The sequence below is a fragment of the Solwaraspora sp. WMMB335 genome (genome assembly GCF_049179075.1).
Classification (GTDB): Bacteria; Actinomycetota; Actinomycetes; order Mycobacteriales; family Micromonosporaceae; genus Micromonospora_E.
The window spans coordinates 3575004-3586671 of sequence record NZ_JBMHMF010000001.1 but is presented as its reverse complement, the minus strand read 5'-3'; the positions used below and the strand labels follow the sequence as shown (position 1 = coordinate 3586671).

The following is an 11668-nucleotide window of genomic DNA, read 5'->3' as shown; positions in this document are numbered from 1 at the left end:
CTGGCCGGCCGGGCGAGCAGAGCCCGGCGGGAATGATCGACTCATGCCATCGCCTCGCCGGAGCGGCTGCCGGACCGGTCTGGGCGACTGACGGAGCGCACGCTGGTGGCCGCCCGGTGCTGGGTGCACGTCATGCCAGCTCCTCCCGGATCCTGATGTGGCTGGCGGTCAGTCTCGGGTCCCGCTGTTCCGTGGCGGGCTCGCGGGTGCGGCGCCAGTCGGTGAGGGCGGTCCGGACAACCATCCGGGCCGGTCGGTCCGGGTCCACGTACCGGAAGATGAAAGAGGTGGTGACGATCGCCAGAGCGATCTCCCAGGCCGGGAAGAGTTCCACGGTGAACGTGAAGAGCCAGTGGACGAACATATAGAACGGGACCAACAGGATGAAAACCCCGTACTGCGCATACGGCAGGTGAATCGGCAACGTGTACCCGGGCGGGCCCAGGTAGACCAGGCGGGCCCGGTAGATGTCGTCGTCGGTACGCAGCCGCATCTCGTGCCCCGCGTCCTATTCGAACATCAGATCGATGAGGAAGTCGCCGACGAAGAAGAGGGTCGCCGCTCCGGCGATGAACGCCAGTCCCACGATCGCGATCGCGGAGCTGGTCAGCACCTTGGAGATCTCGCCCTTGCTGGCTCGGCCGATGAAGATGACTCCGAGGATCGCCAGCAGGATCGGTGCGACCTTGCTGGCAAGGAACGAGACAACGCCTTCGGTGTTGAAGCCCGTCGGTGTGTCGGGCTCGCCGGCCACGGCGGCAAGTGGCGGCAGGATGTCGAGCGCGGACGCCGTTGCGGCGCGGAACGTCTCGACGAGCGCTGTGTCGATCATGGGTACCTCCCCGGTGTGCGGCCGGCTTGGCCGGGGCGCGGCAGCCGTCAAGCCTCGGGAACGCTGTGGGTCATGCCGCGATGTTGACCCTGCGTCTGTCGATCACCGCGTACGGTGAACAAATATGGGCTCTTTGTCCAATTTCGGCCCTTCTTCTCGACCTTCGGCCTTACTGATCGCCCGCAAATGCAAAGCGTACGGGCCACCCCTGTCTGGTACAAGCTGCCTGGATCTCGACCGGTGGCGCCCGCACGGCACTGTTGACTGGTTCGAGCGTACCCAGTGAACCCGCTGCCGCCGGCCGGCCACCGGCGCCGGTACCGTCTACCCGTGACCGATCTGCTACGACCGGCCCGGCCGGTCGTGATGGGCGTCCTCAACGTCACGCCCGACTCGTTCTCCGACGGCGGTCGCTACGCCGACGTCGAGGCCGCGGTCGCCCATGGCGTACGCCTGTACGAGGAGGGCGCCGACCTGATCGACGTCGGCGGCGAGTCGACGCGCCCGGGAGCGGTCCGGATCGACGCCGAGACGGAGAACGCCCGGGTGCTACCGGTGATCCGGGCATTGGCCGGGGCGGGTGTACCGATGAGCATCGACACCACCCGGGCGGCGGTCGCCGACGCCGCGCTCGCCGCTGGCGCGTCGGTGGTCAACGACGTCTCCGGCGGACTGGCGGATCCGCAGATGGCGGCGGTGGTCGCCGGCGCCGGCTGCCCCTGGATCCTGATGCACTGGCGAGGCCATTCCAACCGGATGCAGGACCTGGCCCGGTACACCGACGTGGTCGGTGAGGTCCGGGCCGCGCTCGGCGCCCGGGTGGACGACGCGCTCGCCGCCGGTGTCGACCCACAGCGGATCATCGTCGACCCGGGGCTCGGCTTCGCCAAGCACGCCGAGCACAACTGGCAGCTCACCATCGGCCTGCCCGAGCTGCTCAGCCTCGGCTATCCGGTGCTCTTCGCCGCCAGTCGCAAGTCCTATCTCGGCCGGCTGCTGGCCGGCCCGGACGGCGAGCCCCGCCCGGTCGGTCAGCGGGGGGCCGCGACCATCGCCACCAGCGTGCTGGCCGTCGCCGCCGGCGCCTGGGGGGTACGGGTGCACGATGTGCGAGACACCGTGGACGCGCTCGCGGTCTGGCAGGCGAGCGGCCGGCCGGCACTGGCCACCACCGGAACGGGACCGCCGGCCGCCGGCGCGACGGGAATGCCCCGATGACCGACCGGATCCTGCTCACCGGCCTGCGGGCGCGCGGCCGGCACGGCGTCTATCCGGCCGAGCGGGCCGATGGTCAGGACTTCGTGGTGGATGTCGTGCTCACTCTCGACCTCGCGCCGGCGATCCGGTCGGACGAGGTGGCCGACACGGTGCACTACGGCGAGTTGGCCGACGAGCTGGTCGGCATCATCACCGGTGAGCCGGTGAACCTGATCGAGACACTGGCCGACCGGCTCGCGACCGCCTGCCTGGCCGACCGCCGGGTCCGGTCGGCCATGGTCACCGTCCACAAGCCCCAGGCCCCGATCCCGTACGAGTTCGCCGACGTCGCGGTGACGCTCACCCGTGCGCGGACGGATACCGCTGGTGAACTGCCGTGACCCGCGCGGTGCTCGCCCTCGGCGGCAACCTCGGCGACCGCCACGCCCACCTGCGGGCGGCGGTACGGGCGCTGGACGACGTGTTGGTGGCGGTCTCCGGTGTCTACGAAACGCCGCCGTGGGGGGATCCGGAGCAACCGGACTATCTCAACGCCGCGGCGATCGTCGTCGATCAAACCGCCGCCGCGTCCGACTGGCTCAACCGCTGCCGGGCGCTCGAACTGGCCGCCGGGCGGGTGCGCGATCCGGCCCGCCCGTACGGCCCGCGCAGCCTCGATGTGGACGTCGTGGCGGTGTGGTCCGCCGACGGTACGGCGGTGCGCAGCGACGATCCCGAGCTCACGCTGCCGCACCCACGGGCGCACCTGCGGGGATTCGTGCTGCGCCCGTGGATCGACATCGAGCCGTTCGGCTACCTGCCCGGCCACGGGTGGCTCACCGACCTGCTCGGCCGCGATCCGGTCGCTGCGGAACTGCTCGAACTGCGCCCCCGGCCGGATCTGCCGCTAGAGTCGGCACGGTGAACGTGCGTTTGTCGATCACTGCGATCGGGTCGGTGTCGGGTGCCGCGCTACAACGACTGCTCACCAGCGCGGCGCCCGTGCGGGTCCGGCCGTGACCGGGCCCGGCGTCAGCCCGCGGGGACGCGGACCGGACGAGCCACGGATGGAGACCACCAAGCTGTCCACGCTCGTGGTGGCGGCACTCGCCGCGGCGGCCGTCGGCTGGCTGGTGATCAGCAACTGGTACGTACGGATGCCGGTCTTTCCCTGGCTACCCACGGTGACATTAGCGGCATTGGCCGTATTCGAAGGATATGCGGCGCTGAACACCCGGGCACGCATCGACCGTCGGGCGGGACAGGACCCGGTCAACCCGTTGCTGGTGGCGCGCTTCGTGGTCCTCGCCAAAGCCTCGGCGCTGGCCGGCGCGATCTTCGCCGGCTTCTACGCCGGCCTGGTCTTGTGGCTGTTCATCCAGCAGACGCGGGCGGCCGGCAACGACCTGCCGGCGGCGGGAGGCGGGCTGGCGGCCGCAGCCGCCCTGGTCGCGGCGGCGCTGTGGCTGGAGCGGTCCTGCCGGGTGCCGGACCGGCCGGAGGACTCCGAAGACCCGGACCAGACCATCGATTGACCGGCCCGCCGGGTCCCGTGTCGACCGGCGTCGGCGATGCGCTGCGGACACGGGGGGTGACGGCCGGACCCGGTCGCGGGTACGGTGCCTGCGACCGGTCCGGCCGTAGCGCGACATCCGCGTGACGCCACTGGTCGACGTACCGACCAGAGGAGACGCGATATGGCGTACGACGACTCGCCCTATCGCCGGCGCAGCACCGACACCCCGGAGCCTGCCGGCCACAGCCGTACCGACGACAACCGGTACGGCGGCCCGGCATACAACCCGGACGCCGGCTACCGGTCGACGACCGGGTATTCGGCGAGTGCCTTCACCACCACGGACCAGTTCAGCAGCGAAGACGTTACGGATGCGGCCGAGCGCGGCGGCGGGCGTACCGGACACGCCGCCGGCCGGCGCGCCGGGCGCTCCCGCCGTCGGGGACGGTCCCACGGCCTCGACGACGTATTCGACGATCCGCGGCACGGCGAGCGCGGGCGCGACCGTCTCGGCGTACACGTGACCTGGGAAGTGATCCTGGCGGCCGTCGTCGCCGGGCTCGGCTACCTGGTCTACCAGGAGGATCCCGGCGTCATCGGGGCGGGCACGCTCGACCGGCTGCTGGCCTACGCCACCGGTCTGGGCCTGCTGGTCCTGGCAGCCGGGGTGACGCTGCGGGCCGGGGCACCCAACCTGGCCATCGGGCCGGTCGCGGTGGCCGCCGCGCTGCACTTCGCCGAGAACGGCGACAACGGGGTGGTCCCGGTGCTGGTCACCGCGATGATCTGGGCCGTCGTCCTGGGCCTGGGCACCGGTGTGCTGGTCACCGGACTACAGGTACCCGGCTGGGCGGCGAGCCTGATCGCCGCCGCCGTGGCGATCGTCTTCATCCAGCAGCGTCCCGGCCCGGTCGACCTGCAAGGCGAGTACGACCCCGCCGGTCACGCCCTGTACCTGTTCGGTGGCTTCGCCGCATTGGCCGTGCTCGGCGGTGCCTTCGGCACGATCAAGACGATCCGGCGGACGGTCGGGCGGTTCCGCCCGGTCGCTGATCCGGCAGAGCGGCGCGGCGCACTCGCCGCCCTGCTGACCACCGGAGCCACCGTCGTGTCGATGGTCTTCGCCGCGGTCGGCGGGGTGTTGCTCGCCGCCGTCGGCAGCGGCCCGGTCAACCCGACGACCGGCCTGGAATGGTCGATTCTCGCCATCGGCGCGGCGCTGCTCGGCGGCACCAGCGTCTTCGGTCGCCGGGGTGGTGTCTTCGGCGGTCTCCTCGCGGTCGTCAGCGTGACGATCTTCATCCACTATGCCGAGCTGCGGGATCTCGACATCGCGCTCTACGCGACCGGTGCGGTGACCATGGCGGTCGGACTGGCGGTCACCCGATTGATCGAGGCCTACGGTCGGCCCCGTCCGGCCGACCACGACGAGGTCGACGACGACCCTGACGACGGAACCGACGACGATCGCGGGGACGCCGACGAGGACTGGTCGTCGGCTCAGCAGCCGGCCGGCGAAAACTGGCCGCAGTCCGGCCACACCGCCCAGGAATCGTGGTCGTCGACCCTACCCGCCCAGCCGACCGGCACCCGGGACAGTTGGAACGCCGGCGAGCGGTGGGACGGCGGCGAGCGGTGGGACATGTCCGGACGCTGACGCATTGCTCACCGGCCGGGGCTAGGCTCGGCGCATGACCGAGTCGTCCGCCCCGAACCACGCACTGCCCACCTTCGAGCAGCTCGACCAGCTGCCCACCGAGGAGCTGCGCGAGCGGTCGTTCGAGTTGGCCCGCGAGCGTAAGGACATCGGCTTCTTCTGGTCGATCACCCAACGGCTGTCCCGTGCCGACGAGGCCAGCGAACTGGACGGCGCACCCAACTCGATCGGCCCGACCGTCGAGGACGCGGTGGCCATGTGGCGGGAGTTCACCGGCCACGAGTACGGCGAGTCCGAGCCGCTGCTCCGGGCCGCGTTCATCGATTACCTGCTTGGCGAAACTCACCGCAGGTGAGCTAGGTTTGCCGGTCGGCCGGCGTTGGGAACTACCGGCGCCATGGCTCTCACCAACCGATACAAGACCGCGACCGGTGCGGGCACCATCGCGGCACTCCTGCTGGTACTCATCTTCGGTAGTCCCTGGTACGCGGACTGGGCCGAAGCCAATGCGGACCCGGGCACGGCCGGAGGCTGGTTTCTGCAGTTGCTGGCCTGGCCGAGCTGGCGGTTCGACTCCGACGCGTCCATCCAGGACCTGATCGCCGCCGACCTGCGGGCGATCCTCGTCGTCGCGTTCACCGCCCTGTTCCTGTTCCTGTTGCCCGGATCCCAGCTCGCCCGGGCCAGAGGGACGGTCAGTCAGTTCTTCGCGGGCTGGGCCGCGTACGTGTTCGCCGGCGCGTTCGCCGCGTTGCTGACCGCCCTGGTGCAGACCAACCCGTCGCTGCTGGGCGCCTTCGAAGCAGCCGGTTCCGGTGCCCGGTACGGCTTCTTCGTCGGCTGGGTGGTCGGCATCGCCACCCTCGGCGGGTGGCGTGGCCGGCGTTGACCCTGGCCGGTCGGACCGCTCAACCGGCGTCGAGGATTCGACGTCGGTCGAGCAGTCCGACCGGTTGCCCGGCGGCGTCGACGACCCGGGCGTGCTCCGTCCCGGCGACCAGGATCGCGGCCAGCGCGTCGTACAGCGAGGTGCCCAGCGCCACCACCGGCAGCTCCCCGGGTCCGTCCGGTGGAGCCAGCAGGTCCGGGGCGACCGGGGTGACGGCGAGCCGCCGGATCGCCCGGTCGGTGCCCACGAATTCCTGTACGAACGGGGTCGCCGGGGCACCGAGCAGATGCGCCGGCTCGGCGTACTGCTCCAGCCGACCGCCCTGCGACAGAACGGCGATCCGGTCACCGAGCCGGACCGCTTCGTCCAGATCGTGGGTGACCAGCACGATCGTCTTGCGTACCGTGGCCTGCAGGCGCAGGAACTCCTCCTGTAGCCGTCCCCGGGCGATCGGATCGACCGCGGAGAACGGCTCGTCCATCAGCAGCAGCACCGGGTCGGCGGCGAGCGCCCGGGCGACTCCGACGCGTTGGCGCTGTCCGCCGGAGAGCTCGTGCGGATAGCGCTTCGCGTACCGGGCCGGCTCCAGGCCGACGAGATCCAGCAGTTCGTCGGCCCGTTTCCGGATCCGGTCCCGCGACCAGCGCAGCAACCGCGGCACGGTGCCGACGTTGGCCCGGATCGTTTGATGCGGGAACAGGCCGACGTGCTGGATGACGTACCCGATGCGGCGGCGTAGTTGCACCGGGTCCACCCGGGTGACGTCCTCCTCACCGAGCAGGATTCGCCCGGAGGTCGGCTCGATCAACCGGTTGATCATGCGCAGGATGGTGGACTTGCCGCAGCCGGACGGGCCGATCAGCACCACCAGTTGCCCGGCCGGTATCCGCAGCGTGAGGTCGTGCACCGCCTGGGTGCCGTCCGGGAACCGCTTGCCGATGCCGGCGAGAGTGATCGCCGCCGCGCCGCCGGCGTCCCGCAGGGTACCGTCCACCTGTGTCCTTCCACCTGCTCGCCGACCGGGCCGATCCAGGCAACCCGTGGTTCTCCGGCCAGTATCTGCGGGACAACTCGGAAGCCATCCTGGCCGCACTGTCCGAGCACGTCACCCTCACCGTACAGGCGGTGCTGATCGCCGCGGTGATAGCGGTCCCGCTGGCCGTGGCGGCGTACTGGTTCCGCCCGCTCACCGGGCCGATCCTCACGCTGACCGGCGTGCTCTACACCATCCCCTCGCTGGCGCTGCTCGCCCTCGTCGCACCCTACGTCGGGGCGACCAACCCGGTATCGGTGCTGATCGCCCTGGTGCTGTACGCCCTGCTGCTGGTTACCCGCAACTCGCTGGCCGGGCTGAGCCAGGTTCCGGCGGCCACGATCGAGGCGGCCGACGGCATGGGGTACGGCCGGTTCGGCCGGCTGCTGCGCATCGAGTTGCCGTTGGCCCTGCCGGGGATCGTCACCGGGCTGCGGCTCGCCACGGTGTCCACTGTCGCGCTGGTCACCATCGGCTCGCTGATCGGCTACGGCGGGCTCGGCGACCTGATCTTCAGCGGCTTCCGGAACAACTTCTACAAGGCCCAGATTCTCACCGGTACGCTGCTCAGCATCGCGTTGGCCCTGCTGCTGGATCTGGTCCTGGCCGCCGCCGGCCGGCTGTTGACGCCCTGGGCGGCCCGGCGGGCCGCGTCATGAGCAGCTCCGTGTCCGCCGCGAATCCGGTCGGACAGGCGGTGGTCTGGCTCAACGATCCGCTGAACTGGACGAACCCGGGCGGGGTGCTGGACCGGCTGGGCGAGCATCTGTTCATCTCCGCGGCCGCGGTGGCCGTCGGCTGCCTGGTCGCTTGGCCGCTGGGGCTGTGGCTCGGCCATGTCGGGCGCGGCGGCGGGCTGGTCGTGCTGCTGTCGAACGTCACCCTGGCGGTGCCGACGATCGCCCTGCTGTCCATCCTGCCGCTGACCTTCCTGGGCTTCGGCAAACCGCCGGTGATCATCGCCTTGGCGGTCTTCGCCGTACCGCCGCTGCTGGCGAACGCCTTCACCGGGCTGCGCCAGGTCGATCCCGAGGTGCGGGAAGCCGCGCGGGGAATGGGACTGTCCGGCTGGCAGGTCCTGCGCCGGGTGGAGCTGCCGCTGGCGGTGCCGTACCTGGCGGCGGGCTTCCGTACCGCTGCGGTGCAGGTGGTGGCGACGGCGGCGCTCGCCGCGTTCGTCAACGGCGGCGGACTCGGGCAGCTCATCAGTGCTGGGTTCGGCCTGGGCATTTCCGTCGGCGGCGGCCAGATCCTGGCCGGTGGGCTGCTGGTCGCGCTGCTCGCGATGATCACCGAAGGGCTGCTCGCCGTGCTGGAACGGGCCCTCACCCCGCACCCGCTGCGCCGGGCCGGGCGGCGGGCGGGCGAGCAGGCCAGCGCGGTGGGCGCGGCCTGAGCCGGGAGCACCGGCGGTACGGGGCGGGTGACGATCTGATGACAACCGATCTTCAATAGTTGTCGGACCCCGCTGCAACCATGTTCGGTGAAGGGAACGGGTGACGGCAGCCCGGCCCGCGCCGGGGGTCTTGCCGTGCCCGTCGGACACGCGGCCGGCCCGCAGGGGGTCGCGCCGGGACACGGGAGGCGGGCAGGTATGCACGCGCGGACACGGATCGCTCTGGGCGCAGCCGGAGCCCTCGCTGCGGCGGGAATTCTCGCCGGCTGCGGTGAGGCCGGCTCGTCGGGCGCCGAGGCGCCCCAGGCCGCAGCGACCGGGGCGGGCTGCGCGCCGGTCGCTGGCGACCAGCTGGTGGTGCTGGAGGACGATCAGAAGCTGCAGAACACCGACAACATCGTGCCTGCGGTCAACGCCGACGCCGCGACGCCGGAGCTCATCGCGGCCTTGGACAAGGTGTCGGCGGCGCTGGACACCGAGCGGTTGATCCAGCTCAACCGGGCGGTCGACGTCGACCGGCAGACGCCGGCGGTGGCCGCCGAGGAGTTCGCCGCCGCCAACGGGCTGACCGACGGCATCGCCACCGGACCGGGCGGTGAGCTGACCGTCGGCGCGGCCAACTTCAGCGAGAGCGAGACCCTCGGTGAGCTCTACCGGATCGTGCTGACCGCGGCGGGTTACGACGTGACCGTGCAGCAGATCGGCAACCGGGAGCTGTACGAGCCGGCACTGGAGTCCGGCGAGATCCAGGTGGTGCCGGAGTACGCCGCGACCATGGCGGACTTCATCAACAACAAGATCGAGGGCGCGGACGCGACGCCGATCTCGTCGCCGGACCTGGACGAGACCATGTCCGGGCTGCGCCGGGTCGGCGAGCAGGTGGGCATCGTCTTCGGTGAGCCGTCGGCGGCGCAGGACCAGAACGCGTTCGCGGTGACCAGCGAGTTCGCCGAGCAGTACGGGGTGCGCACGCTGTCCGAGCTGGCCGAGAAGTGCTCTGGCGCCGCGACCGTCCTGGGCGGTCCGCCGGAGTGCCCACAGCGGCCGAAGTGCCAGCAGGGTCTGGAGGAAGTGTACGACTTCCGGGCCGGTGAGTTCAGTTCGCTCGACGCCGGCGGTCCGCAGACCAAGACCGCGTTGACCACCGGGGAAATCAGCGTCGGCCTGGTCTTCTCCTCGGACGGCGAGTTGGCCGCAGGATAGCTTTTCGGCCGGGGCCCGGTGCCGCCGGCCGAATCTCGAGTGGAGCCTACCCACCCGGACATACGGCGCTGCCCTTTCCGTTGATCTGGAGAAGTGGGTAGGCTCCACAGCCATGTCCGCTCCCGAGGCCGAAGAGGAGCCGCGCCGTACGGTGCCGCTCAAGTGGCTTTCCTGGGGCGGTCTCGCACTTGCGCCGCTAGCTGCGGTTTTGCTGCTGCTGGGCGATGGTGACGGTTCGATGCGGCTAGCGATGGTGATCGCTATCGCATCGGTTGTTCTGATCGGCTTGTCCATCACGTTGCGTGGTGGCATGGAAACCATGCGTGCCGATATGGAGGATGTGCTCGTCGAAGAGATGGATGTGCTTCGGGAGGACGTCCGAAACGACATTTCCACCGCGGTTCGGGCCACTCACCGGGCGTTCGGCGAGAAGATGCAGTCCGTACAGGACAATTTCGAAGCGCTCCGTGGTCAGGTCGACGCGGTTCGTGGTGAGGTGGTGCGTAGCGAGACCGCCCGGGCCGAAGCTGTCCGGCCGGAGGCCGCCCGCGCCGAGGCATTCGCACGCGACGTGCCGGACTGGGGGCGGGACCGGGCCGAATACGACCGGCCCGACCATGACCGGCCGGACCGCGACCCGTTCGACCCGGTGGCGCCGGCCTCCGCGGTGCCGACCTCGGCACCGGCGGTGGCGCCGGCATCGGGCCCCACCGGATTCGCCGGCCAGTACCAGTCAGGCCAGTCAGGTCGGGCGTCGGTGCCGGCGGTGAGCGGTACCGTGCTGCCCCGCCAGCCGGTGCCCAACGGCGTGGTGCGGCACACCGAGACCGTCCAGGTCACCACCCGGCACACCGTGGTCGATCCGCGCGCAGACGATGACTCTGGTGGCGGCACGGTGTACGGCGGGAGCCGCTACAGCGGGCGGGCGGGGGAGGCGATTGACGGGGAATGGTCGGCCCGACCGGCCCGTGGCCGGCGCGCCGCCGCGGACGAGCCGTGGAGCGAGCGGCGAGCGCGTGAGCCGGTTGAGGACCGCTGGTCCGCCGGCACGGACCGGGACGACAGCGCCGAGCACCGGTACGGTGGCCGCAGTGACGACCGCTGGGACGCCGGCCGTGGTGGCGACGCCGCGCCAGCCGAACGGTGGTCGGCGACCCAGGGCGAGGACGGTTACGGTTCACGCGGTGCCACCCGCGACGACCGGTACGGCGGTGGGCGCTACGCCGAGGATCGCTACGGCGATCGGCCCGGCCGGGACGGCGATGATCCGGGCGAAGGCTCGGGCTACCGCGGCGGCCGCTTCGACGTACCACTGTCCGGTTCAGATCGTGGCACGGACCAACCGCCCTGGCGGGACGCCCGGTGGGGGCAGCGGGCAGCCGACGCCCAGGCGGACAACGCCGCTCAGCCACGCAGTGCCCTGCCGGCGCTGCCGGCCGGCAGCGGCGCCGAGTTGGCGCCGTGGATACCGCAGTCCGACGCGACCGGCCCGGAGCCAGGCCGTCGAGGCCGCCGCTACCGTGACGAGCCAGCGGAGCCGGGTCGCTACCGCGACGACGACGGCCCGGGCCGGCGCTACCGCGACGAGCCAGCGGAGCCGGGTCGCTACCGCGACGGTGGCAGCGATACCGGACGCCGTTACGGCGATGGAGCAGGACGCCGATTCCGCGACGACGAGCGTGGCGGTCGTTACCGCGACGACGGACCGAGCCGCTACCGTGACGCGGACGAGCCCGGTCGCTATCGCGAGGATGACCGTGGCGGTCGTTACCGCGACGACGACGGCCCGGGCCGGCGCTACCGCGACGACGACCGGGGGTCTCGTCGTTACCGTGACGAGGAGTCGAGTTGGGACGGAGAGCGGTGGCGATCCGAGCGCCGCCCCGACTACGAGTACTCCGACGACCGCCGGTGGCGCTGACCCGCAGTCTCTGGACCAACGGCA

Annotated in this window: 14 protein-coding genes; 11 read left to right on the top strand and 3 right to left on the bottom strand. The window is 71.3% G+C overall.

Annotated features, from left to right (window positions below; all coding sequences use genetic code 11):
- Window positions 1–130: 130 nt before the first annotated feature.
- Both ACN27F_RS15560 and ACN27F_RS15555 read right to left on the bottom strand, forming a co-directional pair.
- A complete protein-coding gene (locus ACN27F_RS15560; RefSeq protein WP_421434251.1) occupies window positions 131–493 on the bottom strand; it encodes a hypothetical protein in 363 nt (120 codons plus the stop codon).
- A 15-nt stretch (window positions 494–508) separates the two neighbouring features.
- Window positions 509–832, bottom strand: coding sequence for a hypothetical protein (locus ACN27F_RS15555; RefSeq protein WP_421434250.1), 324 nt, complete (start codon window positions 830–832; stop codon window positions 509–511).
- A 330-nt stretch (window positions 833–1162) separates the two neighbouring features.
- Here ACN27F_RS15555 and folP point away from each other — a divergent pair, with 330 nt between their 5' ends.
- The 7 genes from folP to ACN27F_RS15520 all read left to right on the top strand — a co-directional run bounded on the left by folP (window position 1163) and on the right by ACN27F_RS15520 (window position 6091).
- Entirely contained in the window at window positions 1163–2050 is an 888-nt protein-coding gene (gene folP / locus ACN27F_RS15550; protein WP_421434249.1) for a dihydropteroate synthase, read from the top strand.
- The gene (folB, locus tag ACN27F_RS15545; protein ID WP_421434248.1) at window positions 2047–2430 is read left to right on the top strand and encodes a dihydroneopterin aldolase; all 384 of its coding nucleotides are present in this window, start codon (window positions 2047–2049) and stop codon (window positions 2428–2430) included. Before folP ends, folB begins: the two co-directional genes overlap by 4 nt.
- Window positions 2427–2954, top strand: a complete 528-nt coding sequence (folK, locus tag ACN27F_RS15540) for a 2-amino-4-hydroxy-6-hydroxymethyldihydropteridine diphosphokinase (RefSeq protein WP_421434247.1) — start codon at window positions 2427–2429, stop codon at window positions 2952–2954. Before folB ends, folK begins: the two co-directional genes overlap by 4 nt.
- A gap of 142 nt (window positions 2955–3096) precedes the next feature.
- On the top strand, window positions 3097–3564 hold the full coding sequence (locus ACN27F_RS15535; RefSeq protein ID WP_421434246.1) for a DUF3180 domain-containing protein: 468 nt from the start codon (window positions 3097–3099) through the stop codon (window positions 3562–3564).
- A 162-nt stretch (window positions 3565–3726) separates the two neighbouring features.
- Entirely contained in the window at window positions 3727–5202 is a 1476-nt protein-coding gene (locus tag ACN27F_RS15530; protein WP_421434245.1) for an ABC transporter permease, read from the top strand.
- Between the two features lie 34 nt (window positions 5203–5236).
- Window positions 5237–5557, top strand: a complete 321-nt coding sequence (locus ACN27F_RS15525; protein ID WP_421434244.1) for a hypothetical protein — start codon at window positions 5237–5239, stop codon at window positions 5555–5557.
- A 42-nt stretch (window positions 5558–5599) separates the two neighbouring features.
- Window positions 5600–6091: a hypothetical protein gene (locus ACN27F_RS15520; RefSeq protein ID WP_421434243.1), complete on the top strand. Its 492-nt coding sequence runs from the start codon at window positions 5600–5602 to the stop codon at window positions 6089–6091.
- A 19-nt stretch (window positions 6092–6110) separates the two neighbouring features.
- Here the strand turns inward: ACN27F_RS15520 and ACN27F_RS15515 are convergent, their stop codons facing one another.
- On the bottom strand, window positions 6111–7085 hold the full coding sequence (locus ACN27F_RS15515; RefSeq protein ID WP_421434242.1) for an ABC transporter ATP-binding protein: 975 nt from the start codon (window positions 7083–7085) through the stop codon (window positions 6111–6113).
- A gap of 2 nt (window positions 7086–7087) precedes the next feature.
- On the opposite strand from ACN27F_RS15515, the gene ACN27F_RS15510 reads away from it, so the two are divergent.
- The 4 genes from ACN27F_RS15510 (at window position 7088) to ACN27F_RS15495 (ending at window position 11644) form a co-directional block, all read left to right on the top strand.
- Window positions 7088–7783 carry an ABC transporter permease gene (locus ACN27F_RS15510; RefSeq protein WP_421434241.1) on the top strand — a complete coding sequence of 232 codons (696 nt, stop codon included), beginning with the start codon at window positions 7088–7090 and terminating at the stop codon, window positions 7781–7783.
- Window positions 7780–8520 (top strand): ABC transporter permease, encoded by a 741-nt coding sequence (locus ACN27F_RS15505; RefSeq protein WP_421434240.1) that lies wholly within the window; start codon window positions 7780–7782, stop codon window positions 8518–8520. Before ACN27F_RS15510 ends, ACN27F_RS15505 begins: the two co-directional genes overlap by 4 nt.
- A gap of 198 nt (window positions 8521–8718) precedes the next feature.
- Entirely contained in the window at window positions 8719–9723 is a 1005-nt protein-coding gene (locus ACN27F_RS15500; RefSeq protein ID WP_421434239.1) for a glycine betaine ABC transporter substrate-binding protein, read from the top strand.
- Between the two features lie 112 nt (window positions 9724–9835).
- Window positions 9836–11644, top strand: coding sequence for a hypothetical protein (locus ACN27F_RS15495; protein WP_421434238.1), 1809 nt, complete (start codon window positions 9836–9838; stop codon window positions 11642–11644).
- Window positions 11645–11668: the final 24 nt, after the last annotated feature.

Excerpts from the sequence above, each read along its gene's own strand:
- ACN27F_RS15495 (WP_421434238.1), top strand. The coding sequence starts at position 9,836 with ATGTCCGCTCCCGAGGCCGAAGAGGAGCCGCGCCGTACGGTGCCGCTC.
- ACN27F_RS15560 (WP_421434251.1), bottom strand. The coding sequence starts at position 493 with ATGCGGCTGCGTACCGACGACGACATCTACCGGGCCCGCCTGGTCTAC.
- ACN27F_RS15530 (WP_421434245.1), top strand. The coding sequence starts at position 3,727 with ATGGCGTACGACGACTCGCCCTATCGCCGGCGCAGCACCGACACCCCG.
- ACN27F_RS15505 (WP_421434240.1), top strand. The coding sequence starts at position 7,780 with ATGAGCAGCTCCGTGTCCGCCGCGAATCCGGTCGGACAGGCGGTGGTC.
- ACN27F_RS15555 (WP_421434250.1), bottom strand. The coding sequence starts at position 832 with ATGATCGACACAGCGCTCGTCGAGACGTTCCGCGCCGCAACGGCGTCC.
- ACN27F_RS15500 (WP_421434239.1), top strand. The coding sequence starts at position 8,719 with ATGCACGCGCGGACACGGATCGCTCTGGGCGCAGCCGGAGCCCTCGCT.
- ACN27F_RS15525 (WP_421434244.1), top strand. The coding sequence starts at position 5,237 with ATGACCGAGTCGTCCGCCCCGAACCACGCACTGCCCACCTTCGAGCAG.
- ACN27F_RS15535 (WP_421434246.1), top strand. The coding sequence starts at position 3,097 with ATGGAGACCACCAAGCTGTCCACGCTCGTGGTGGCGGCACTCGCCGCG.
- folB (WP_421434248.1), top strand. The coding sequence starts at position 2,047 with ATGACCGACCGGATCCTGCTCACCGGCCTGCGGGCGCGCGGCCGGCAC.
- ACN27F_RS15520 (WP_421434243.1), top strand. The coding sequence starts at position 5,600 with ATGGCTCTCACCAACCGATACAAGACCGCGACCGGTGCGGGCACCATC.